The organism is Candidatus Nitrosopumilus sp. SW, assembly GCF_006740685.1.
Lineage (GTDB): Archaea > Thermoproteota > Nitrososphaeria > Nitrososphaerales > Nitrosopumilaceae > Nitrosopumilus.
On record NZ_CP035425.1, the window covers coordinates 942,220 to 964,701 of the forward strand.

Below are 22,482 nucleotides of genomic sequence, written 5' to 3' on the forward strand. Positions count from 1 at the left end.
GTAATGAAAGACATCAATGATATCATGCCAAAAATTCCTAACATGAGATGGGGAGCTTTGATGAACAAACCTCCAACCAATGATAAAGTTGAAGAGATGAACAAAATTTTCCCAAGTAATGGTAAATGGCATACTATCTTTGAAGAAAAAGACTCAGTTACAATTGATGGAAAAGAAATTCGTAAAAAAGATCCAAACAAGTGGACATAACTTGAAAAATCTATTTCTGTTATTTTTCCTGCCATTGTTGTTTGTATTTACATTTGATAGTGCATTTGGTCATGGTGTAGGAAGCGAAACGTTTCCTCCAGTAGATCTTAATGGAAAACAAGTGACTCTCGAAATCTCTTCATCCCAAAGTGATCCTGAAGAAAATGATGATCAACAGATTTCTATTTCAATGATTGATTTTGATTCTAAAATCACTTTACGTGATGTTACTTTTCATATAAAAGCTGAAAAAGGAAGCCAATTTCTTTTTGAAAGAGAATTCAAAGCAGATAATGGTTTTCTAGTATTCAATTTTGTTTCAGAAGACAATGATTCTATTACTATTGAGGAAGAAAGTGAGAGCAATGTATTTGGTTCTTTATTGGGATTGGATAGCAGATTAATTCATGTAAAGGGTCCAAAACTCAGCGAAGGAGGATTATACAAATTTGATATTAGTATACTTACTGCTGATGGCTATTCAAAAACACTTGAAGAACCATTGATATTCAATGCAGGAATTTCAATTGCTCAAACATCTAGACATGATTTTATTGATCCAAATTTTGGAGACCAGAATATTCATGTAGTTACATATTATGACGAAATTTCTGACTTTGAATATGATCCTGATTTAAAAGAAATTAGATACTCTATGCCTTTTGAATGGAGTTATACCAACATCAATCAAACATCAGTTGTACATGAAGAACTAGTTATTCCAAAAACCTTTGGTGATTTACTTGTGTCTGGATTTACCATGTTTGTTAATGGTGTTCAACTCTCTGATGATGTAACAACAATAGATGATTTTTTTTCTGATGGTCGTATAGTTCATTTCATTATTTACCAAAAAGAGTTAGTCAATGTTCTTGAAAATGGTGCAAATGATAATGGTATGAATTTTGTAATTAAACCAAACAGAGACTATCCTCATTTGAGTTCAGTTACTGAAAATGGACAATTTAGAATTCTTGTATCTTGGGAACCTGAAAATCTCAAATCTAATTCAAATGCAAAAATAATCTTTGATGTAACTGATGTATTCTTGAAAAATAAACCTGTTTCAACAAATTATCAATTTTCAGTTACCCAAAACAACAAAATAATTTATCAACAAAGTGGAACTAGCACTGATTCGCGAGAAGAACACAATGTAGCAGAATTTATGATTCCGCAAGATATCACAGGAATTGTTAATCTGAATTTTTATAATTTAGATAATAATGATCTTGCTAGAACAACTATTCCAATTGTTATTGATAGAGTTACATCTCAAAAAGAAATTACAATTCCTGATTGGATTAGAAACAATGCATTATGGTGGTCTGAAGAACAAATTGATGACAATACTTTCGTTCAAGGAATTGAATATCTGATTACAAACAAAATCATTGTAATTCCACCAACACAACAAGAAGATTCAGGATCTCAAGAAATCCCCTCATGGATTAGAAACAACGCAGCCTGGTGGGCTGCAGGTCAGATAGATGACCAAACATTTGTTCAGGGATTGGAGTTTTTGATTCAAAAAGGAATCATTCGTGTTTGATCCATACTAATTCGAGAAATGAACCAGTCACTTTAAATGAATAATTGACTAAATCATACTACTTTGTTCAGACCTGAAACTATACTTGAAAGAAAATCTACGTTATTTTCTATTGTAGTTACAGGAGTAGTTGCAATTCTAGCTATACCAATTATAGTTCCTCATTTGTTACATGGTTATCATTTAGCACACATCATATTGCATGTTGGAGGAATATCTTTAGCAGTATTCATTACTGTTCTTGCAATATTTGCATATTCAAAATTAAGAACAAAACGACTTTTACTTAGTGCAATTGCATTTGCAAATTTTATTGGAGCAGAAGTTATTTTACTAGTTGATGCAACATGGCCTACACTGTATGACTTTGATATAATGTCTATTGAAGAGATAGGACATTTATTGACATTTCTCACATTAGGATTATTAGCATTAGGAGTGTTTAGAAATGACTGATAGGGATTCACAAATTCAAGAAATCATTGAAAAAAATCCAGGAATTCAATTCCGTGAAATCATGCGTTCTTCTGGATTAAAGAATGGAGTTCTAAGTCATTATCTAGACAAATTAGAAAAAAATGGAATCATTAAAGCTACTCGTGGTCCAAGACAAGTAAGATTCTATCCTCCACAAATTACAGAAGACGAATCAATTGTAATCAAGGCATTACGAAAACAAACTCCACGTGATTTGTTACTTGCGCTAGTCAAAGAAGATGGTTTAGAATTTTCTCAACTCGTAAAAGAAGTAAACAAATCCCCCTCAACTGTTTCATTATACCTATCACAACTAGTTGATGATGGGTTGGTAGAAACAAAATTCGTTCAACTCAAAAAAAGATATCATATTAAAGTCAGAGACTTGATAGATAAACTAGTTGAAGACTATAGACCAAGCCTACTTGAAAAGCCAACTTCTGGATTTGAAGACATTGTCAATTCCTTTTAGGAATTTTCACAAAACTTTACTATTTGGAATCATCTTAACTGTGCTTTTTGTTCCACAAATAGCATTTGCTGATGTCTTCATTCCTAAAAGTGAATACACTGGTTACTATGACTATCAAGGTATTTTCACTGTCGTTGGAAATGTAAAAAATCAAAATGATTTTGCATTGATTCCAACAATTACAATTTCTGTAATTGACACTGATGATACAAAAATCACTAAAGAATTTGTTCATGTACCAATTCCTACCATGACTGATATTCCATTTAAAATAAAATTCCCTGAAATACATGGTGCAAATCCTGAACTATTGGAAGCAGAAATGAGTTACACTAAAACTGACAAAGAACGTATCCCAATTCAAATTATTTATGATAAAACTCTGATCACACATGATGATGGTCATGTTACTGGAAAAATTGAGAATATTGGAAATTATACAGTATACAATCCAAAAGTATATGCAATTGTTCATGGTTATGAGAAATACATCTTAGATGTTGCTCACAACATTGAACCAATTGAAAAAATTGAACCTGGAGAAATTTTAGATTTCACCATTTATCCAGACCCATCTGTTTCTGAACCAGTACGATTCTACTCTTGTTTTGCACCAGTTGACACTACAGTAATTCCTGTTACTGCAAAGAAGAATGGTGGTGATTTTGATTTTAGATATGACTCAGGTGCATGGTATTCAGCTGCAAAGTTTGATGAATCTGGAACAACAATGACGATTCGTGGATACAACAGTTATCCCTTAGAAACATATGCTAACTTTGAATTCTCTCCGATTTCCGGAAATGAAAAATTTTCTGTTACACTTAATGATGAGCCTATAGAATTCATTCAAAGCATTGATGATATGGGATTTTGGCATGTTGCATTTACAGTTGAGCCTCAATCTCAAGGAATTTTGAAAATTTCAGGGTTTGAAAAAGGATTGCCCCCAGAACTCCCAACAATTCCTGTATGGGTAAAACAAAATGCTGATTGGTGGACAACTCAACAAATCTCTGATTCAGAATTTTTAGAAGGAATTGATTTTCTTTTTGAAAAACAAATTCTATCTGTTCCTGCACGTGAAACAGTATCAGAATCACAATGGAAAATTCCACAATGGGTACAAAATCCTGCAAGTTGGTGGTATGAAGAAAAAATTACAGATGAACAATTCTTAAACATAATTGAGAATTTGGTTCAACGAGAAATTATTGTTGTCTAGTGGTTCATTCAACGAATGTCCCACATTTGTTTAATAGAAAATCACAATATTCTTTACATGAAACAAAACAACAAAGTTTTTGGGCTATCTATTGCAGCATTTTTTGCAATTTCTGTTATTGCAATATCTGCAACACCAACAGCAATGGCAAAATCAGATGCAAATGGCCAACCTGATTTAGTTGCAATATTGACTGCTGTTGATGGTTCTAGTAGTGATCCAAAAGGAAAAGCAGTGTTTTGGTTTGATGATGATTCAAACCCTACATCAATTAGATATCAAATTATTCTAAATCAAATTGATGTTAATGGTAATGATGGTAAGGGATTAAGTGAATCATTAGAAAAAGTTCACATTCACTACGCTCCCGATGGGGTTCATCAACCAATGCATCTTTACAACATTTTAGGTCCAGCAGATGATCTGGATGATGGAAAGATAGCAGGAAATACACTTTCAGGCGTGTGGGATGAAGCAGATGTTTGGTCAAATTGGAATGAACCTGGAATGCCTATGCATCATTCATCAAAACCATTGGATGGAATTAATCCAAACGGTAACACCATTCTTGAAAATTTGTGTACTGGAAATACTGATGTGAACATACACCTTCATGGTGATATTCCTTACATTAGAGGAATCATTGTAGCAAACTCTGATGCATGCTCAAATCTTGGATGATAAATCCATCTTTTCTTTTATTTTTTAAAATTTGAATAATGATTATTCACGATTGAAAAATCTTATTATACAAATTTCATTCAAGCTAAACAACAGATGTTACCATTAAGAGATGAAAATCCCCATCCACCAGGATTCAAACCAAAAATTACAATTGGACTAATCATACTAAATGTAGTAATTTTCTTTTATGAAGTAGCTATTACTGGTCAGTTTTGGGAATTTTCAAACCAAAATGCTGCATTCATGTTTTTTGAGTGGGGTGCAGTTCCTAGCTGTGTTACTGGTTTCTCATCAATGATTCAACCCGGAATAGCTTGTCCTGATACTCCATACTTTTCATTATTTAGCTCAATGTTCATGCATGGTGGTTTAATGCACTTGGGTGGTAACATGTTGTTTTTGTGGATATTTGGTGATAACATTGAACTAAAGTTTGGTAAAGCAAAATTTCTTTTAATTTATCTTGGATGGGGTCTTGGTGCAGGATTAGCTCATATTGTAATTGATCCTACAAGTTCTATTCCTGCAGTTGGTGCATCAGGAGCTATTTCTGGCATACTTGGTGCATATCTGGCAATGTTTCCAAGAGTTAGAATTACAACATTCCTCATGTTGGGATTCTTTTGGAGAATGATGCACATTCAAGCAAAATGGTTCTTACCATTTTGGCTGGTATTTCAGAATCTGTTACCATTTTTCATAGGTGGATTTGGTGTTGCAGGAGGTGGTGTTGCATACATGGCTCACATTGGAGGATTTGTAATTGGATTTGCAACAGGATATCTCTACAAAAAAACTCATAGTTCCGAATACACGTATGGTACTCGATACGGATACCGTCCAGACTATTGAAAGCATAAATTCTTGATTCTAGTTTGAGTTTTCATGCCATTGATTACAGTGTCAATGTATCCTGGAAGAACTCAGGAACAAAAAGACGAATACGCAAAAGCAATCACAAAATCAGCAGTTGAAATTCTAAAAACAAAAGAAAATCATGTAATTGTTGTTTTTGAAGACAATCCAAAAGAAAATTGGTTTTTGGCAGGAAACCAACTTTAATTATTTTTTAAAAAAACTTGACTGGATGACTCCTCCTGTCCAGTCACAGGTTGACATACACACTATGGTCGGTATGATTCTATTAGAACTACTTTGCATAAGAAGGAAATGGTACATTTTGCGATTGTACCAATGGTTTATCCTTTTATTGTCATTTGATTATTGATTTGCAATGAAAGCTGCAGTTGTACAATTCAAAGCATCAACAAACAAAGAAACTAATCTAAAAAAAATTATTTCGTACATTCAAAAAGCAGCTTCAAAAAATGCAACACTATGTGCATTTCCAGAGTTTATGATGTTTTACACAAATTCAACTCAAACACCAAAACAACTTGCATCTCTATCTGAAACCATTAATGGAAACTTTGTAAAAACCATTGCAAAAACTGCAAAAGAAAACCACATTCAAGTTATAGGTTCATTTTATGAAAAAAGCAGAAAAAAAGATAGAGTCTATGATACTTCGTTTGTAATTGACACGTCTGGTAAAGTAATTTCCACGTACAGAAAAATTCATCTCTATGATGCATTGGGTTTTAGAGAATCCGACAAGATGGCATCGGGCTCTAAAATTGCAAAGCCTGTAAAGACAACACTTGGTAAAGTTGGAATGATGATCTGTTATGATTTACGCTTTCCAGAAATGTCTCGCTCACTTGCAGTTGCAGGTTCAGAAATACTAGTTGCACCATCAGCCTGGGTAAAAGGCAACATGAAAGAAGAACACTGGATTACAATTAACAAGACACGTGCAATTGAAAATGGTTGTTATGTGCTTGCACCTGATCAAGTTGGAAACATTTACTGTGGAAGAAGTCTAGTTGTTGATCCTTATGGGAAAATTTTACTTGATATGAAAAAGAAACAAGGAATAGGATACGTCAATATTGATTTGAATAAAGTAAAACAAACACGTAAAGTCTTACCATTACTAAAGAATAGAAGAACAGATGTTTATCCTACTTTGAAGGCTTGACTCTACTTTTACAATTGAAATTAGAACATTGTTTGGTCCATTGTTGTTTTCGTGAATAACGAAAAATTATCATTGGCCATTTACAAACATCACAAGGACTCTTTATTGCTCTAAGCTTTGCTTTTTGCAGTAAAGGTGATGAAGCTTTGCATCCTCCATAAAAGTTCGAACATCCCATGAATCGTTTTCTTGTTGTTCTTGAACGTATTACCATCAGTTCTCCTACTTTACATTGAGGACATGAAACCAACCCGTTTTTTGGAGAGTTTGTTCCAAGAATCATGTATTTTTTGTCTTTTGATGACCAAGACAGGTATCCGTTACCATCTAAATATTGAATAATCTCTTTTTTGAAGATGTTAGTCTTTGACTTTGTAGTTTTAACTGAATGTCTTACTATTGTCTTTTTGATCTGTACGGTTTGAAGTTTCTTTGCTGGCATGTTCTATGTTGAATTTACTAAAACGATTTTTATAGGGAATTGGGTCAGTGACATTTGTGGAAAAGGTTTGTGTTCTTGGCGCAGGAAGCACCAAGTATGGAAAATTAGCAGATAGTATCGCTGATATTACTACTCAGGCATCAGTTGCAGCCATAGAAAGTGCCGGAATTTCACCTAAAGATATCAAAGCATCCTATATCTCAAACGTATTTGGCGTTGCAGACAAGCAGGTACACATTGGTCCTGTCTTGATGAGTAGATTAGGCATTCCAGATAAACCATCATTAACAATAGAGTCTGCATGTGGAAGTGGCTCTGTATCATTTAGAGAGGCATATGCCAATGTTGCAGCCGGATTTTATGATTGTCTTTTAGTTACTGGTGTTGAGAAAGTAACTCATACTGGAACTGAATGGACTACAACTTACTTTGCATATTGTTCAGACTTTTTCTATGAGGGTCAAGCTGGTGCATCATTTCCAGGATTGTTTGCATCAATGGCAAGAGCTTACATGACAGAATTTAACACAACTGAAGAAGACTTTGCAAGAGTTGCAGTAAAGAATCATGATAACGGTGTACTAAATCCAAAAGCTCACATGCAGAAAAAAATTACTATTGATGATGTAATGAATTCTGCAGTAGTTGCAAGTCCACTAAAACTATTTGATTGCTGTCCTTTCTCAGATGGAGCAAGTTCTGTAATCTTATGTTCTGAAAAGTTTGCAAAAGAACACGGTGGTGATTATGTTGAATGTATTGGTTCAGGTCGTGGGGGTTCTCCTGCTGCATTGCAAGGACGTGATCACATGACAACAATTCCAAGTACAAAACTTGCAGCAGCTGATGCATACAAAATGGCAGGTATTACTGCAAAAGATGTAGACTTTGCAGAAGTACATGATTGTTTTACAATCGCAGAAGTTGTTGATACTGAAGACTTGGGATTCTTTGAAAAAGGAAAAGGTGTTGAAGCTGTACGTGAAGGTAGAACCTCATTAAATTCTGATATCTCTATTAATCCATCCGGCGGTCTTAAATCAAAAGGACATCCAATTGGAGCTACTGGTGTAGGACAAGTAGTTGAAGTGTATGATCAATTAACTGGAAACGCTGGTGCAAGAACTGTTAAAGATGCAAAGATTGGTTTAACTCATAACTTTGGTGCAACTGGTGCAAGTTGTGCTGTTCATGTTTTCCAGAGTGTGTAAAATGTCAATTGAAGAACAAGTAATTGAAAATGCCAAAAATGGTAAACTTCTAACTCACAAATGTACTGACTGTGGATATCTTCATTTGTCTACAGCATATTTCTGTAGAGAATGCGGCAGTAAGGGATTTGAAGATGTACTTTTGGACGGTGTTGGAAAAGTTGCCACATATACCATAATTACTGTGCCTCCTGCTGGTTTTGAGAAATACACCCCATATGCCTTTGTTGTGCTCAAACTAGACAATTCTGATTTGAGAATTTCAGGATTTATGGCAGGAATTGCCACCCCCACTGATCTTCCAGTTGGAACTCCTGCAAAAATCACTGGTTTTGATGAAAGAGGAATTATCATCGAAAAGCAGTAAAAATATTTGTTTGAATTATTAAAAAAAATCAAAATCGATTTTTAATTATTTTGCATACTGATCCTTTTCATGTCAGTTGAAGTAACATGTGGAAAATGTGGTGAAAAGATCACAAACATGAAGATGTTAAAATCACTAAAAGATGTAATGAATCCTTATAGTGGAAAATGTCCGTCATGTGGACAGAAACTCTCTACATCCGAGTTTTCATTAGATGTTCAAGAAAAATGATCTCTAATTCTTGATCTTTTTTTACAATTTTTAAAAATTAGATCCAAAATCTTTCTATACATTTAGAAAAATGATCAAAACCATTGAAGATTCATACTGTCATAAGTCTTAATTAGTGCTTTTTTTTAGAAAAAGACATGAAAATGAGTGATGAGGAATTAGAATTAGATCTAGAAGGTGATCTAGATGCAGATGTTGATGATGATCTAGATGTAGACTTGGATGATGATGATTCAGATTCACCAAAACGCGGTGGAATTTTACAATCTACGTCAAAACGTGTCAGAATGATCTTCTCTGTAATGGCAAGTCCTAACAGAATTGATATTTTGAGAATTCTAAACTCAAAAGGTCCTCTAACTTACTCTGAATTAAAATCCCTAGCTGGATTCAAATCAAAAAAAGAGAGTGGAAAATTTGCATACCACTTGAGAAAGTTACTTAGACAATCACTTGTTGCATTAAACAAATCTGAAAGACGTTACACAATTACAAATCTCGGAAAATTAGTTTTAAGCTTAGCAAGACAAATTGAAGAAAGATCAATTATTGAAAGTGGAAAGATGTATGTTAGAACATCACACGAATCAATTGAGGAATTTAATTCTCATAAAATTATTCAATCTCTGGTACGTGAGGGCAGCCTCCCACTTGAATTAGCACAAAAGATTACTGAAGAAGTTGAAAATAGAATTTACAAGTATCAAACTACCTATCTTACAGGCTCACTTATACGAGAAATGGTAAATTCTGTGCTACTTGAGCACGGTCATGAGGAATACCGTAACAAGCTTGCACGCCTAGGCTTGCCTGTCTATGATGTCCAAGAAATGATTACTAACTTAGATAATGTTGGCAATGGTGCTGAAGGCCTCTTGTTTAAAACAGGTCAAAGAGTTTTTGCTGAACACCTTCTTACAAATATCTTACCAAAAGATGTAGCAGATTCTCATCTCTCTGGTGATCTACACATTGCAAATCCTGGAATCTGGTCAATGATACCTGATACAATATTTGTTAATGTTAAAGAGTTAATCGAAGATGGAATTGATCTTGGTGGAAAGTATCTTGATGTTTCAAGAATCCCTGCATCAAAAAACCTAGATGACATTACAAGTGCATTGTCTGTTGTAATTTCTCTTCTTTCAAAAGAAGCTTCACAAGAAATTGTACTTGATGGATTAGTTTCACTGTTCTCAAAACATTCAAAATCACTTCCAGAACTGGAACAAAAACTAACTGCAGCATTTGCAACTGCATCTACAACTTCTAAATACAATAAATCAAGTACTAACGTTTCAATTAGATTGCAGTTAGGTTCTGATACAAAAATAATTAATTCAATTATTACTGCATACAAAAATTATACAATGCTTACCCCAATTCCAAAAATTGGTTTAATCATAGATAATGAAAAAGGAAAGATCACAGATGTTTCAGCAGCTGCATCAGAAATAATTTCCCTTGGTGGAAAAGTAATGTTTGCTAAAGGACAAACATCAAGTTATGGTGTTACCAATGGATTAGCTAAGAATTCTGGACCATTGTCCATTATGCTCCAATCAGTATCAATCAATCTTCCAAGATTGGCATTTGAATCAAACAAAGATGAAACTTACTTTAGAGCAAGATTAGCATTGTTGATGAAACCAGCTTTGTCTTCAATGGCACTAAGAAAGAAAGACATTTCAGACTTGACTAGACGTGGCTTGAATCCAATTTTGGCTAAAAATACACAATATATGCAAAAAAGCAATGTTTCTCTTGTAGTTAATTTAGTAGGCCTCAAAGAGGCTGTCTTTAACATCCTTGGATTCCAGGATAATAAGGAAGGACGTGAAATCCTTCATAAGGTAATTGAGACTGCCGTTGACGTTGGAGCCAAAAAAGGCAAAGAATTAGGCGATCCTGTGGCTATTTGCATGACTGAGACTGACAGTTCCACTCGCTTTGCAACCCTTGATGGTGAAAAATATGGTAAGAATTCATCCCTAAACTCAATGGAAGGTGATTCCTACTCTGAAGGAATTACTATTGATGCCTCTGAAGTTACTGATTATACTGCTAAGAGTGAACCAATCTCTGAATGTAACAAACTTGCTAAGTTGCTAAACGGAGGCTTGTTTGTAACGCTAAAAATTGGTAAAGATGCAAAGCCTGCAGAAATCAAAAAGGCAATCGAGAAAACATCTGAACTTACAACCTCCTTCAAACCAGTTCAAGAGATTGCAATCTGTGGTGAATGTGGCTTTAAAGATGAACCATTTGAAGACAAATGTCCAAAATGCAAGTCTCCATATGTTGTCTGAAATTCATAATTGAAAAACTAGTTACGATCATTTTTGAAAATTTTTTGATCTGTTTCAGACTTCTGCGATCATCGTCCATTGTGAAAGTTATTCCGTTATGAAGTTCATAGTAGCGTTGTCAATTTTATTGAACCGAACTTTTAGACAAAAACTGACAAATCATTTATACCCGCATTGATCATAACCCTCTACGGGGATATTATAATGGATAATTCACAAATAGAAAATACTATCAATGAGATCCGTAAGCGCAGTGGCGCAGTAGCGGCTTTCAATAAAGATAAAATTTCAAATGCCATTTTCAGGGCATTGGCTGCCACCTCTAAAGCCGACCGTGGCCTAGCCGATCAGTTAGCAGATAATGTTGTTAACAAATTAGTAGAACAAGGATTCACCAGTACTAGAACACCTACCGTTGAAGATATTCAGGATATTGTAGAATCCACTTTGATTGACAGTGGTAATAGCGATATTGCAAAAGCCTACATTGTCTATCGTCATGAGAGAAGAAAACTAAGAGACGAAAAAATGAAGGTCCTAAACCTAAAGGCCCTTGATCCAGTTTCCAAAAAGTTTGACTTGAATTGTCTTAGAGTCTTAGCATCAAGATATCTTTTCAGAAATGGAAAAAATGAGATTATTGAATCTCCAACTCAAATGTTTGAGAGAGTTGCAATCCTAGTCGGAATTGGTGACCTCATGTATGATGCACAAGTCTTTGACAAATCTGGAAATACAAAACAAGATGTAGAAGAAGCAAAATCATATCTTGAAAAACTAGATGCCTTTGATTACAAGTTCAAAGTTGGAGACTATTTCTTCAACAAATGGCATTTTAGATCACTTATCAGCCACTACGTAACCCTTGCAAACAAGGGTCAGATGAAAGTAAGTTTCAAAGAACTTTTGACACTAATTGCGGCAAAGAAACTAGATGTCTATGCAGATAAAATCACAGAATACTTTGATCTGATGGTTGCACAAGACTTTTTGCCAAACTCCCCAACAATGATGAACGCAGGTGGAAGACTAGGTCAGCTTTCTGCATGCTTTGTACTTGGAATGAATGATGGCATGGAGGAAATCATGAAATCAACTTCTGATGCCGCATTAATCTTCAAGTCTGGTGGTGGAGTTGGAATCAACTACTCTGATCTTCGTGAAGAAGGTGATATTGTAGCATCAACATCAGGTGTTGCATCAGGCCCCGTATCATTCATGAACATCATTAACACTGTAACTGAAGTTGTTAAACAAGGAGGAAAGAGACGTGGTGCAAACATGGGTATAATTGAAGCATGGCATCCAGATGTTGAAAAATTCATTACAAATAAAACAGAACCTGGTGTTTTAGAAAACTTTAACGTCAGTGTTGGTGTCTGGGAAGACTTTTGGCATGCACTTGTAAACACTAGTGATGGTAACTATGTTTTACGTAGTCCTCGTGACAAAAAACCAGTTAAAGAAATTAATGCACATCAGTTAATTGACTTGATTGCACTATCTGCATGGAAAAGTGCAGAACCTGGTTTGATCTTCTTTGATCAAATTAACAAATACAATGTATTTGCAAAAGCAAGACAAGCACCATTACGTGCAACAAATCCATGTGGTGAACAAAGTCTTTACCCATACGAATCTTGCAATCTAGGTTCTATCAATTTAGTAAATCTCGTAAAGAGACAAGCAGATGGAAACTATGAATTTGATTGGCAAAGATATGAAGAAACAATCAGAAAGACTACTAGATTCCTTGATAACATCATTGATGTTAATACCTATCCAGTTCCAGAAATCAATGTAGCATCAAAAGAATCCCGAAGAATTGGATTGGGTGTAATGGGAGTAGCAGATCTCTTGTACAAACTAAGAATCCCATACAACTCTAAAGAGGGATATGAACTACAATCCAAACTATCTGAAGCCCTAACATACTATTCCATGGAAGAAAGTGTAGCCCTTGCAAAGTCTCGTGGTGAATTCCCACTATGTTCCAAGACCGAGTATCCTGAAGGAAAGATTCCAGTTGCAGGCTATTATGAAAAGCCAAAGGAATCTCACTCCTATGAATGGGATGCATTAATTGAGAAAATAAAACAATATGGAATAAGAAACGTCCTAACCACAACAGTGGCCCCCACAGGTACCCTGTCAATGATTGCAGACTGTTCAAACGGAATGGAACCTGCATTTGCATTGGTATTTGAAAAGAGAGTTACTGTAGGAAGATTCTTCTACACAAACAAAATTGTTGAACAAGTCCTAAAAGAAAATAATCTATACACAGATGAAATTCTTGCAAAGATTGCAGACAACTACGGATCATTGAAAGGAATTGAAGAAATTCCTCAATGGATGCAAGATGTCTTTGTAACTGCAATGGACATTCACTGGTCTGATCACTTGATGGCTCAGGGAGTGTGGCAAGACTGGATTGGAAATGCAATTGCAAAAACAATCAACATGCCATATGATGTAACTGCAGAAGATGTAAAATCTGCATATCTGCTAGCACATGAAATTGGTCTCAAAGGTATCACAGTTTACCGTGATGGCTCTAGACACAAACAAGTCCTTCACATGACTAGTGATAATGCACAAAAAACATTTGATGTTACACCAAGTGAACATGTAACAAGTTATGTTACACAAAACATCACAAACCCATACATCAAATCACAAGTTAATGCTGCACTTGCATTGAAAGTACATGACGAAGAAATCAAAGCTGAACCAATCCAACAAGAAGAAGTTTCAGAAGATCGTCTATGTCCAACATGTAAGAACAACCTTGTATTTGTAGAAGGTTGCAGCATCTGCATTGAATGTGGATTTAGTGGTTGTACTTCTGGATAAATACCAGAATCACAACTTTTTTACTTTCTTTTCTTTTTGAGTTCATATGGATAAGAAGATTCTAGGCATGGCTGTAGGTGTGGCTGTAGTTATAGCAATTGCAGCCAGCGTTCTAAGTATTTCTAGTTCTGAAGTTATTCCTCAAAAGACTAATGAGAAAATTGGATTGGTGATAAATTCTCCAAATCAATCTGTAACCTTACAAGAACTAGATGAAATCTATGCTACTGCATCTGAATCTGGAATTGGAAGAAGTAATGTCTATCTTTTTTGGAATTTAATTGAACCAGAACGCGGTGAATACAATTGGCAATATTCTGATGCTTTGATGAGTTTTAATCAAAAAAATAATCTAAAAGTCACACTTTACTTTTCAATAATTAATGGAGAAACATTAGGACCATTCCCAAATTGGATTGGAAAACCTCCACTTCAATCGCTTGGGGAAGATAGAGTAATCAATGTCCTTGATGCAATTTTATCCCGATATGATATTGTTGATACTGTGATTCTTGCAGGAGAAACAGAATCTCAATTCAGATACTATGAACAAAATATTCCTGTTTACAAAGAACTTTTCACCGGAATATATGATGGAGTTAAAGAAAAACATCCTGATGTAAAAATTGGAAATGCATTTGCCTTACACCAAGTTTTGAATAAGAATTTGAGATATATCGTAACTGATTTGGATGTTGGTGATTTTGTTGCATTCTCTTATTCTCCAGTTGACACAGTTGGCGATATGGTAAAAACTCCACAACAAGCAAAAGAAGAACTAGAACAGATTATTGATTTAGCAGGAGATAGGAAGGCTGCTATTTTTGAGATTAGTTGGAGCACATCTGATTTTGTTGGAGGAAGTGAAGAATCTCAAACTGAATTTTTAGAAAAATCCTTTGAATTTTATACAGAAAATGAATCAGAATTAGAGTTTTTCACCTGGTATAGGCAAAATGACAAGCCTGAAGGAACTTGTGCATTTGAAGCACAAGAGATTGGAGAAGACAAGCTTTCAGTAGGAGGTTCAGGTTTTGGCAGTAGTGAACATGTAATTGAGAGACTAAATCATTATGTCTGCAATGCTGGATTGTTTGATGAGGATGGTAATCCAAAATCAGGTTGGAATGAATTTAAAAATCAAATCCAGATGACAAACTAAAATGGTTTCCATTATTTTAGCAGAATCTGCATTAGAACTTGTTCCCTCTGAATTAAAACACCATCCTTCAGTAATTTCACATGCAAGAAAACTAGGAAAATATTCCTCTGAAATTCTATTAGATAACTCGTGGCATTTTGCAGCAATGAAAGGAATCACCAATGAATTAAAGAGAGGAAGACCTGACCTTGTACACTTTTCAATACTCGAAGCTACGACCATCCCTCTTTATCTGAAAAACAAAATCAAACTCTACATCCATACAATTGATGATAAAGTGATCTATTTTGGTCAAAATGTTCATGTGCCAAAATCTTATCATAGATTTGCAGGATTGATTGAAAAATTGTATAAAGAAAAAAAGATTACATCAAACGAAAACACACTACTTGAAATCAAAGACAAAACATTTTCAGAATTAATTGATGAAATAAATCCATCAAAAGTGATTGGATTTTCTACCAAAGGCACTCAAAATTCATATGAAAAAATTGCAGGAGATATTATTGATGATTATTGCCTTGTATTTGGTGGATTCCAGAAAGGACATTTTTCAGACTCTATTGAAAAACAATTTACTCAAATGTATTCTGTTGGTGATGAATCCTTTGAAGGCCACACTGTAGTTGCTAGAATGCTCTATGAGTACGAAAAAACCATTTTTATGTAGGCATAGAAATTTGCATTTTGTTGCAGTCATAGTATAGCCTGGTTAGTATTCGGGGTTTCCAACCCTGTGACGCGGGTTCGAATCCCGCTGACTGCATTTCTTTGATTCTAATAAGAAGTAATTTTTAGGTGTGACTTTAGAAATTATTGTGAAACCTGCAGTAAGAAAACTTGCAATGGAGAGAATGCAAATTCTAATAAAAAATGCAATTAGTAATGCAAAAACCGATCCTGAACTTTCTCAACGCCAAGCTCTTCTTGCCCGAAGAATTAGTACTAGACATAAAATTCGAATGCCTTATGAGCTTAGGATGGTTTTCTGCAAAAAATGCAAATCATTCATTGCACCTGGAGTCAATTCTAGAATTCGTTTGGGTAGGGCATCTGTCAAGTCGATCAGAATATCTTGCTACTTGTGTGGGCATACGTACCGAAAAATAATATCTCAATGATTTATAAGACGATTCTCGATTTTTTGTCTTCATGGCAAAGGTATACGATGTACCCGCAGATGTGTTGATAGGAAAACTAGCTGATATTCTAAAAAATGAAGATATTCCAGCTCCTTCTTGGATTCCATTTGTTAAAACTGGGGCTCATGCTGATAAACCACCACAAAACCGTGATTGGTGGCATACTAGATGTGCATCAATAATGAGAAAAATTTACCTTAATGGCCCAATTGGAGTTAACGAATTAAGAAAAGATTATGGTGGTGGTAAACCATCTGGTTATGGTGCAGCTCATCACAAAGATGCTGGTGGCGCAATTATTAGAAACGCAATTCATGGATTAGAAAAATTAGGCTATTTAGAAAAAGTTGAGAAGAAAGGACGTGTAATTTCTAAACAAGGTATGCAAAAACTTGATAGATTAGCAACAGAAATTCTAAAAGAAATGATTGTTGAAAATCCTCAATTGAAAGTTTACACTTAGATTCAAAATGAGTTTTCCTGAATCAGACGATTTACCTAAAGATAATACAAATCACGAACTAGCTGCACAAAAAGAGCATATTCTAAAACAAATTCTAGTCCCTGAAGCAAGAATGAGATTAAACAATATCAAAATGGTAAAACCAGAATTGGCCGATCTTGTTGAACAATATTTGATAGGAATGGCTACTCAGGGAAAAATTCCTGGTCAAATTACAGACGATCAATTAAAGCAAATTTTACTTTCTACCCAACAACCAAAACGTGATTTTAAGTTCAATCGTGTCTGATCCCAGATAAAATATAATTATGGGTAAGCAACCGGTTATTTTATGAAAGCCGTTGTATACAATGAATATGCACCAGATGATAATTATGCTAAGATCCTTAAAGTCCAGGATATAGACGAACCAAAACCAAAACCAGATGAGGTAATTTTTACCAATAAAGCATCTGCCCTAAATTATAATGATATTTGGGGAATGAGAGGAGTTCCAGTAGCAGTTCCTCTTCCACATGTTTCAGGTTCCGATGTAGCTGGAGAAGTAATCGCAGTAGGCGAAGATGTACAAAATTTCAAAGTAGGTGACAGAGTTGTCTCTCACTCTAATTTAGCATGCAGAGTTTGTAAAGCATGTACTGATGGTAGAGAATTTGACTGTACCAGAAGACAAGTTTGGGGTTTCCAAACTGGACCGCTATGGGGTGCATACTCTGAACAAATTCACTTACCAGAAGTCAATGTTTCAAAAATTCCTGACAGTGTTTCATTTGAAGATGCAGCAGCAGCTTCCATGACTCTTCTAACTTCATGGCACATGCTAGTTGGTAGGGCAAACATTACTCCAGGACAAACAGTACTCATAATGGGTGGTGGTTCTGGTGTCGGAAGCTTTGCAATTCAAATTGCAAAATTATACAACTGTGATGTAATTGCAACTGCAAGCCCAGACAAATTAGACAAATGTCTAGAACTTGGAGCAGATCATGCAGTAGACCACAGAAAAGACGATTGGCAAAAAGAAGTCTTTAAAATTTCAAAAGAACTAGCAAAAACAAAAGGAGAAGCACCTGGTATTGATATTGCATTTGATCACATTGGTCAAACTCACTTCAACAAACAACTAACCTTACTAAAGTATGGTGCAACTCTTGTTTCATGTGGTGCCACAACAGGTTACGACGCACAAATAGATCTTAGACACATATTCTTCAAAGGAATTAACGTCTTAGGTTCAACACAAGGAACAAAAGCTGAACTAGATCAAGGTCTTTACTGGATGGGTCAAGGAAAACTAAAATCCATTGTTGACTCTGTCTATACATTTGAGCAAGCAGCAGAGGCTCACACAAAAATGTTAGAAGGTAAATTCTTTGGCAAAATCTTAATGAAGCCTGAAGGCGCTTAGTCATTTAATGACTCAGCTCTTCAGAAGTCTCATTTTTGTTCCTGGAAATAATCCTAGATTTCTAGAAAAAGCAAAAAATCTTCAGGCTGATATTGTATGTTTTGACTTAGAGGATTCTGTTCCCGATAATGAAAAAACAAATGCCAGAAAGCTAATCAAATCTGCTCTTAAATCTCGAAAATCATATCAATCTTCAATTTTTGTTCGTACAAACTCTCCCCTATCTGGCAAAATTCCTACTGATCTTAAAGAAATTGTTCAAAAAGGAATTGATGGAATTGTTATTCCTAAAGTTAACAATGAAAAAGAACTGAAAAAAATCGAAAAAATAATCTCGGGACTGGAGAAAACACGAAAACTAAAACCAATTCAAATAATTCCTTCAATTGAATCTGCTGAAGGTGTTGTAAACACATTTCAAATTGCCTCTAGCAGCAAAAGAGTTGTTGCAGTAGTTTTTGGCGTATTTGATCTCCTAAATGATATTGGTGTGGAATATACTAAAGACGCTGAAGGTGCAAAATATTCTCGAAGAAAAATTCCTATTGATGCACACGCTGCAGGTGTATCTGCAATAGATGCTATCTGGCAAGATCTTAAAGATTCAAAGGGATTAGAAAAAGATTGTAAAATAGGAAAAAGTTTAGGATATTCGGGAAAAAGCATTATTCATCCAGATCATATTTCTATAACTCACAAATTATTTCATCCAAACAAAAGCGAAATTGAATGGGCTGAAAAAGTTTGTAAAACTTACCTTGAATCCACAAAGAAAGGAAAAGGTGCTACCACTGTTGAAGGAAAGATGATTGATGAAGTTCATTTTAAACAAGCAAAAGCATTACTTGAACTTGTGAAATAACTCATTCCAAATTTTTAATTATTGACTTCATTGTTGTACTTTTTTCAAATATCTTTTTAGGCACGATTCCACTGACTATGAGTTTCTCTTTTTTAGCATCTATCAAAATTTCTTGAAAGACACATTGAATTTTTGATATTTTTTTACTTTCACTTAGTACCTTTCCTGTCTCTATGAAAAATCCTTTGATTAGAAGGTTTTCTATTTTTCTATATCCTGAAGTTTTAGGAACACCTGACTCTCTTAGGATTTCTGGTATGGTGTGTTCACTTTTTAGAATTGATATGATCATTTTTCTAGTTTCATCATCTCCAAATATATCTAAAATAAAATGAATTAGTTTTGGATCAAGAATGGTTAGATGATAGTTTTCTTTTACTTTTTTTACCTGAATAATTTCTTTTAGGCATTCTTTTTCAAATTCATCAATGTCTAATTCAGAATTTTTTTTAATAATTTTTAATAATGTTTGAAAGTGTTCAGCTGAAAGCTTGATTGACATTCCATGTTCTAAAAATAATTCTCGTTCAATTTTTTTTAGCGTATCTACATCAATTTTTTTCTTGATCTTAGTACGTAGAGATGTTGAAATTAATCTGTCTAATCCCGCCATATATGATGTCAGAAGATCTAAAATATAAAGAACTCATTAATTTTATGAATTTATGAGCAAATCTGTTATCATCATTGATGATGATGAGGATACTGTTCGATTATTTTCTGAATTTCTTGAAGAAAAAGGAATCAATGTTGTAGGGAATGGATTTGATGGTGTTACTGCAGTTAAATTATATAAAAAATTGAAACCTGATGTTGCCTTGATCGATCTTAACATGCCTAATGGTTCTGGCTTTTACGCAATCAAGAAAATTCAAGAATTCCAACCCAAAGCACGAATTATTGCAGTTACAGCTGATACCAGTACAGAAACTGAAGAAAAATTACAAAAACTCAATGTACCTGTAGTTCAAAAGCCATTCAATATTGAACACATTGTTTCAAGCATAAACGAATAATTCCCATTTTTGGGATATTTCATATATTGTTATATTATAATTCTCATACTTTACACACATGGCAAAACGAGTAACCGTAATGATTGATGATGACATCGATAAGAAACTTCGACTTCGTCAAGCAAAATTAATTCAACAAGAACAAGCCTCCTATAGTTATTCTAAAGTATTGAACGAAACCATTCGTAAAGTCTTAAAATAACTGGGAATTTTCCTTTTTTCAGAATAGATTAAAGATAATGAAATTTTATCTAATTATTAGAAATGGTGAATCTCCTAGATCCTAGCAATGTCATTACTAGGATGTTTAATGCAGGAAAATATGAAGAGATGTATACCTATTGCAAGGGGTTGCTCGAAAAAATTCCTAATGATATGGTTGCACTTCAAAACATTTGTTTGTCTCTGATTTATCTGGAAAAATATCAAGAGGCGGTATCTTATTGTGATAAAGTTCTTGAAATAAAAAAATCTGATACATATGCATTAAAAAATAAAATTTATGCATTAGAAAGTTTAGGCCAATATAAGGAAGTTCTAAAGTTATGTGAAGAAATTCTTTCCTCTAATCCTACTGATTCGTGGACATTGAATAGTATGGGTTTGTCGTTAAATGAATTGAATCAACACAAAGAGGCACTTGAATATTATGAAAAATCATTGACAATAGATCCAAACGATGTTACAGCCTTGATGAATAAAGCTATATCTCATAGTCATTTAGGTAATTACAAAATTGCTATAGAGTTTTACGATAAAGCACAATTAGTTGATTCTAGCCTCAAAGAAATTCCTCTTGCTAAATCTAAATTATTTGAAAAATTAGGTGACAATGATAACGCATTTCTGGCAGCTCAGGGAATTCTTAACAAAGATATGGAAAAAATCAAACAAGCAGCAAAAAAAAATAAATGCTCTTTATTTCATCAAGTTTGTGAAAATGAATTTGAACAATTAGATTCAAAAAAATCTTAAATGAAAATTAACTAAATCATTTTATACGTGAATTTGTAGGTGATTTTGATGTTTACAGGAATTGTAGAAGGAATAGGTAAAGTAGAAAAAATTTCTAGAAATACAAAAAATCGTAGTGCAGTACAAATGACTGTAAACTTGGGAAAACATGCAAAAGGATTGAAAATTGGACAAAGTGTTGCACTAAATGGTGTATGTCTTACTGCAACAAAACTCACTAAATCTAATTGTATTTTTGAAATGATTGAAGAAACTACAAAGAAAACAGATCTTGGAAATCTTGAAGTTGGAGGAATAGTAAACATTGAACGAAGTTTAAAAGCAGGAGATCGATTAGAAGGCCATTTTGTTTTAGGACATGTTGATGGTGTGGGAACAATCAAAAAAATTCTAAAAAAACCTAAAGAAGTTCAAGTTTGGTTTGAAGTACCTAAAAAACTAGCAAAATACGTGGTCAAAAAAGGTTCTATTGCAGTTGATGGAATCAGTTTAACCGTAACTGACATCAAAAAAAATCTAGCTTCAGTTTCACTAATTCCTCATACAATTGAAGTCACAAATTTTCAAACAAAAAAAGTAGGCGACAAAGTTAATATTGAAACTGACATTCTTGGAAAATACATTCTAAAATAAACCTAATAATCTACTACTTTATTGGTAATTACCAATTTTTAAGTAAACTTTATAATCGGTTTGAAGATTTTTTTGTTTATGTCACTTGAAACTGCATTACACTCTCTAAAAAGAGGCGAATTTGTACTCTTGTTTGATTCTGCTGGACGAGAAAATGAGATTGACATGGTGGTGGCCGCAGAATTTGTAACTCCTGAACATGTTGCACGAATGCGTCAACATGCTGGTGGATTACTTTGTATTGCAATAGATAATCAATTTGCAAATTCACTTGAACTAAAGTACATGCATGAAATTTTATCTGATTCATCAATTTCTAACAAGGAGATGATTATGGGATTAGCTCCTTATGGTGATCACCCAACATTTTCATTATCTGTAAATCATTATCAAACTTATACTGGAATTACTGATAATGATAGATCATTAACAATACGAGAAATGGCAAATATTTACAATGTTGAAAATAAACAAAAAAAGTTTGCATCATCTTTTAAAACTCCAGGACATGTTCCTTTACTAATTGCATCAAAAGGTTTGTTAGGAGCACGCCAAGGACATACAGAAATGTCTGTTTATCTTGCACAAATTGCAGGTTTGACTCCTGTCACTGCAATTTGTGAAATGATGGATGCTGAGACATACACTGCATTATCTGTTGATAAAGCAGAAAAATTTGCAAAACAAAATGGAATTCCATTAATTGATGGAAAAGAACTATTAGAATACGCCAAGGTGCATTAA

At 34.2% G+C, this 22,482-nt stretch carries 28 protein-coding genes and 1 tRNA gene; 27 read left to right on the top strand and 2 right to left on the bottom strand.

Going from position 1 to position 22,482, the window contains the following annotated elements; genetic code table 11:
- The first annotated feature begins 3 nt into the window (after positions 1-3).
- From Nisw_RS05680 to Nisw_RS05720, 9 genes are all read left to right on the top strand, one after another.
- The gene (locus Nisw_RS05680; RefSeq protein WP_141977282.1) at positions 4-210 is read left to right on the top strand and encodes a hypothetical protein; all 207 of its coding nucleotides are present in this window, start codon (positions 4-6) and stop codon (positions 208-210) included.
- A complete protein-coding gene (locus Nisw_RS05685) occupies positions 167-1,762 on the top strand; it encodes a peptidase (protein ID WP_141977284.1) in 1,596 nt (531 codons plus the stop codon). The genes Nisw_RS05680 and Nisw_RS05685 overlap by 44 nt, the downstream gene beginning before the upstream one ends.
- 63 nt (positions 1,763-1,825) lie before the next feature.
- Entirely contained in the window at positions 1,826-2,218 is a 393-nt protein-coding gene (locus tag Nisw_RS05690) for a hypothetical protein (protein ID WP_141977286.1), read from the top strand.
- Complete coding sequence (locus Nisw_RS05695; protein WP_141977288.1) at positions 2,211-2,711, top strand: winged helix-turn-helix transcriptional regulator; 501 nt, start codon at positions 2,211-2,213, stop codon at positions 2,709-2,711. Before Nisw_RS05690 ends, Nisw_RS05695 begins: the two co-directional genes overlap by 8 nt.
- Positions 2,695-3,936 carry a peptidase gene (locus Nisw_RS05700; protein ID WP_255430730.1) on the top strand — a complete coding sequence of 414 codons (1,242 nt, stop codon included), beginning with the start codon at positions 2,695-2,697 and terminating at the stop codon, positions 3,934-3,936. The genes Nisw_RS05695 and Nisw_RS05700 overlap by 17 nt, the downstream gene beginning before the upstream one ends.
- A gap of 57 nt (positions 3,937-3,993) precedes the next feature.
- On the top strand, positions 3,994-4,617 hold the full coding sequence (locus Nisw_RS05705; RefSeq protein WP_141977290.1) for a hypothetical protein: 624 nt from the start codon (positions 3,994-3,996) through the stop codon (positions 4,615-4,617).
- A gap of 96 nt (positions 4,618-4,713) precedes the next feature.
- Complete coding sequence (locus Nisw_RS05710) at positions 4,714-5,472, top strand: rhomboid family intramembrane serine protease (protein WP_141977292.1); 759 nt, start codon at positions 4,714-4,716, stop codon at positions 5,470-5,472.
- 33 nt (positions 5,473-5,505) lie between these two features.
- Entirely contained in the window at positions 5,506-5,682 is a 177-nt protein-coding gene (locus tag Nisw_RS05715) for a tautomerase family protein (protein WP_008300807.1), read from the top strand.
- A gap of 172 nt (positions 5,683-5,854) precedes the next feature.
- Positions 5,855-6,661, top strand: coding sequence for a carbon-nitrogen hydrolase family protein (locus Nisw_RS05720; protein WP_141977294.1), 807 nt, complete (start codon positions 5,855-5,857; stop codon positions 6,659-6,661).
- Here Nisw_RS05720 and Nisw_RS05725 read toward each other — a convergent pair.
- On the bottom strand, positions 6,645-7,103 hold the full coding sequence (locus Nisw_RS05725) for a topoisomerase DNA-binding C4 zinc finger domain-containing protein (RefSeq protein ID WP_141977296.1): 459 nt from the start codon (positions 7,101-7,103) through the stop codon (positions 6,645-6,647). The two genes, Nisw_RS05720 and Nisw_RS05725, sit on opposite strands and share 17 nt — an antisense overlap.
- A 47-nt stretch (positions 7,104-7,150) precedes the next feature.
- On the opposite strand from Nisw_RS05725, the gene Nisw_RS05730 reads away from it, so the two are divergent.
- The 13 genes from Nisw_RS05730 (at position 7,151) to Nisw_RS05785 (ending at position 19,114) form a co-directional block, all read left to right on the top strand.
- Positions 7,151-8,314, top strand: coding sequence for a thiolase domain-containing protein (locus Nisw_RS05730; RefSeq protein ID WP_141977297.1), 1,164 nt, complete (start codon positions 7,151-7,153; stop codon positions 8,312-8,314).
- Between the two features lies 1 nt (position 8,315).
- Positions 8,316-8,681, top strand: a complete 366-nt coding sequence (locus Nisw_RS05735) for a Zn-ribbon domain-containing OB-fold protein (RefSeq protein ID WP_141977299.1) — start codon at positions 8,316-8,318, stop codon at positions 8,679-8,681.
- A gap of 69 nt (positions 8,682-8,750) precedes the next feature.
- Entirely contained in the window at positions 8,751-8,912 is a 162-nt protein-coding gene (locus Nisw_RS09190) for a hypothetical protein (protein ID WP_182126295.1), read from the top strand.
- 137 nt (positions 8,913-9,049) lie between these two features.
- Entirely contained in the window at positions 9,050-11,221 is a 2,172-nt protein-coding gene (gene nrdD, locus Nisw_RS05740) for an anaerobic ribonucleoside-triphosphate reductase (RefSeq protein ID WP_141977301.1), read from the top strand.
- Between the two features lie 204 nt (positions 11,222-11,425).
- Positions 11,426-14,077, top strand: coding sequence for an adenosylcobalamin-dependent ribonucleoside-diphosphate reductase (locus Nisw_RS05745; protein ID WP_141977303.1), 2,652 nt, complete (start codon positions 11,426-11,428; stop codon positions 14,075-14,077).
- A gap of 46 nt (positions 14,078-14,123) precedes the next feature.
- Complete coding sequence (locus Nisw_RS05750; RefSeq protein WP_141977305.1) at positions 14,124-15,239, top strand: hypothetical protein; 1,116 nt, start codon at positions 14,124-14,126, stop codon at positions 15,237-15,239.
- Between the two features lies 1 nt (position 15,240).
- Complete coding sequence (locus Nisw_RS05755) at positions 15,241-15,909, top strand: ribosome biogenesis protein (protein WP_141977307.1); 669 nt, start codon at positions 15,241-15,243, stop codon at positions 15,907-15,909.
- 22 nt (positions 15,910-15,931) lie between these two features.
- Positions 15,932-16,005: transfer RNA gene (locus tag Nisw_RS05760), tRNA-Gly, on the top strand.
- A gap of 88 nt (positions 16,006-16,093) precedes the next feature.
- Positions 16,094-16,360 carry a ribonuclease P protein component 4 gene (locus Nisw_RS05765; RefSeq protein ID WP_185736686.1) on the top strand — a complete coding sequence of 89 codons (267 nt, stop codon included), beginning with the start codon at positions 16,094-16,096 and terminating at the stop codon, positions 16,358-16,360.
- 31 nt (positions 16,361-16,391) lie between these two features.
- Positions 16,392-16,844 carry a 30S ribosomal protein S19e gene (locus Nisw_RS05770; protein ID WP_141977309.1) on the top strand — a complete coding sequence of 151 codons (453 nt, stop codon included), beginning with the start codon at positions 16,392-16,394 and terminating at the stop codon, positions 16,842-16,844.
- A gap of 7 nt (positions 16,845-16,851) precedes the next feature.
- Positions 16,852-17,133 (top strand): DNA-binding protein, encoded by a 282-nt coding sequence (locus tag Nisw_RS05775; RefSeq protein WP_141977311.1) that lies wholly within the window; start codon positions 16,852-16,854, stop codon positions 17,131-17,133.
- A gap of 42 nt (positions 17,134-17,175) precedes the next feature.
- Positions 17,176-18,252, top strand: coding sequence for a zinc-binding dehydrogenase (locus Nisw_RS05780; protein ID WP_141977313.1), 1,077 nt, complete (start codon positions 17,176-17,178; stop codon positions 18,250-18,252).
- Positions 18,253-18,259: 7 nt separating this feature from the next.
- Complete coding sequence (locus Nisw_RS05785) at positions 18,260-19,114, top strand: CoA ester lyase (protein ID WP_141977315.1); 855 nt, start codon at positions 18,260-18,262, stop codon at positions 19,112-19,114.
- Position 19,115: 1 nt separating this feature from the next.
- On the opposite strand, the gene Nisw_RS05790 is transcribed toward Nisw_RS05785, so the two are convergent.
- Positions 19,116-19,727 carry a transcriptional regulator gene (locus tag Nisw_RS05790; protein ID WP_141977317.1) on the bottom strand — a complete coding sequence of 204 codons (612 nt, stop codon included), beginning with the start codon at positions 19,725-19,727 and terminating at the stop codon, positions 19,116-19,118.
- Between the two features lie 52 nt (positions 19,728-19,779).
- Between Nisw_RS05790 and Nisw_RS05795 the strand changes: the two genes are divergently transcribed.
- From Nisw_RS05795 to ribB, 5 genes are all read left to right on the top strand, one after another.
- Positions 19,780-20,130: a response regulator gene (locus tag Nisw_RS05795; RefSeq protein WP_141977319.1), complete on the top strand. Its 351-nt coding sequence runs from the start codon at positions 19,780-19,782 to the stop codon at positions 20,128-20,130.
- A gap of 58 nt (positions 20,131-20,188) precedes the next feature.
- Positions 20,189-20,332 (top strand): hypothetical protein, encoded by a 144-nt coding sequence (locus Nisw_RS09195; RefSeq protein WP_185736583.1) that lies wholly within the window; start codon positions 20,189-20,191, stop codon positions 20,330-20,332.
- 62 nt (positions 20,333-20,394) lie between these two features.
- Positions 20,395-21,105 (top strand): tetratricopeptide repeat protein, encoded by a 711-nt coding sequence (locus Nisw_RS05800; RefSeq protein WP_141977321.1) that lies wholly within the window; start codon positions 20,395-20,397, stop codon positions 21,103-21,105.
- A 48-nt stretch (positions 21,106-21,153) separates the two neighbouring features.
- Complete coding sequence (locus tag Nisw_RS05805; RefSeq protein ID WP_141977323.1) at positions 21,154-21,738, top strand: riboflavin synthase; 585 nt, start codon at positions 21,154-21,156, stop codon at positions 21,736-21,738.
- A gap of 78 nt (positions 21,739-21,816) precedes the next feature.
- On the top strand, positions 21,817-22,482 hold the full coding sequence (gene ribB / locus Nisw_RS05810) for a 3,4-dihydroxy-2-butanone-4-phosphate synthase (protein WP_141977325.1): 666 nt from the start codon (positions 21,817-21,819) through the stop codon (positions 22,480-22,482).

Coding starts and splice junctions, on each gene's coding strand:
- Nisw_RS05680 (WP_141977282.1), top strand. CDS start 4: ATGAAAGACATCAATGATATCATGCCAAAAATTCCTAACATGAGATGG.
- Nisw_RS05685 (WP_141977284.1), top strand. CDS start 167: ATGGAAAAGAAATTCGTAAAAAAGATCCAAACAAGTGGACATAACTTG.
- Nisw_RS05695 (WP_141977288.1), top strand. CDS start 2,211: ATGACTGATAGGGATTCACAAATTCAAGAAATCATTGAAAAAAATCCA.
- Nisw_RS05705 (WP_141977290.1), top strand. CDS start 3,994: ATGAAACAAAACAACAAAGTTTTTGGGCTATCTATTGCAGCATTTTTT.
- Nisw_RS05710 (WP_141977292.1), top strand. CDS start 4,714: ATGTTACCATTAAGAGATGAAAATCCCCATCCACCAGGATTCAAACCA.
- Nisw_RS05715 (WP_008300807.1), top strand. CDS start 5,506: ATGCCATTGATTACAGTGTCAATGTATCCTGGAAGAACTCAGGAACAA.
- Nisw_RS05720 (WP_141977294.1), top strand. CDS start 5,855: ATGAAAGCTGCAGTTGTACAATTCAAAGCATCAACAAACAAAGAAACT.
- Nisw_RS05725 (WP_141977296.1), bottom strand. CDS start 7,103: ATGCCAGCAAAGAAACTTCAAACCGTACAGATCAAAAAGACAATAGTA.
- Nisw_RS05735 (WP_141977299.1), top strand. CDS start 8,316: ATGTCAATTGAAGAACAAGTAATTGAAAATGCCAAAAATGGTAAACTT.
- Nisw_RS09190 (WP_182126295.1), top strand. CDS start 8,751: ATGTCAGTTGAAGTAACATGTGGAAAATGTGGTGAAAAGATCACAAAC.
- nrdD (WP_141977301.1), top strand. CDS start 9,050: ATGAAAATGAGTGATGAGGAATTAGAATTAGATCTAGAAGGTGATCTA.
- Nisw_RS05745 (WP_141977303.1), top strand. CDS start 11,426: ATGGATAATTCACAAATAGAAAATACTATCAATGAGATCCGTAAGCGC.
- Nisw_RS05750 (WP_141977305.1), top strand. CDS start 14,124: ATGGATAAGAAGATTCTAGGCATGGCTGTAGGTGTGGCTGTAGTTATA.
- Nisw_RS05755 (WP_141977307.1), top strand. CDS start 15,241: ATGGTTTCCATTATTTTAGCAGAATCTGCATTAGAACTTGTTCCCTCT.
- Nisw_RS05765 (WP_185736686.1), top strand. CDS start 16,094: ATGCAAATTCTAATAAAAAATGCAATTAGTAATGCAAAAACCGATCCT.
- Nisw_RS05770 (WP_141977309.1), top strand. CDS start 16,392: ATGGCAAAGGTATACGATGTACCCGCAGATGTGTTGATAGGAAAACTA.
- Nisw_RS05775 (WP_141977311.1), top strand. CDS start 16,852: ATGAGTTTTCCTGAATCAGACGATTTACCTAAAGATAATACAAATCAC.
- Nisw_RS05780 (WP_141977313.1), top strand. CDS start 17,176: ATGAAAGCCGTTGTATACAATGAATATGCACCAGATGATAATTATGCT.
- Nisw_RS05785 (WP_141977315.1), top strand. CDS start 18,260: ATGACTCAGCTCTTCAGAAGTCTCATTTTTGTTCCTGGAAATAATCCT.
- Nisw_RS05790 (WP_141977317.1), bottom strand. CDS start 19,727: ATGGCGGGATTAGACAGATTAATTTCAACATCTCTACGTACTAAGATC.
- Nisw_RS05795 (WP_141977319.1), top strand. CDS start 19,780: ATGAGCAAATCTGTTATCATCATTGATGATGATGAGGATACTGTTCGA.
- Nisw_RS09195 (WP_185736583.1), top strand. CDS start 20,189: ATGGCAAAACGAGTAACCGTAATGATTGATGATGACATCGATAAGAAA.
- Nisw_RS05800 (WP_141977321.1), top strand. CDS start 20,395: ATGGTGAATCTCCTAGATCCTAGCAATGTCATTACTAGGATGTTTAAT.
- Nisw_RS05805 (WP_141977323.1), top strand. CDS start 21,154: ATGTTTACAGGAATTGTAGAAGGAATAGGTAAAGTAGAAAAAATTTCT.
- ribB (WP_141977325.1), top strand. CDS start 21,817: ATGTCACTTGAAACTGCATTACACTCTCTAAAAAGAGGCGAATTTGTA.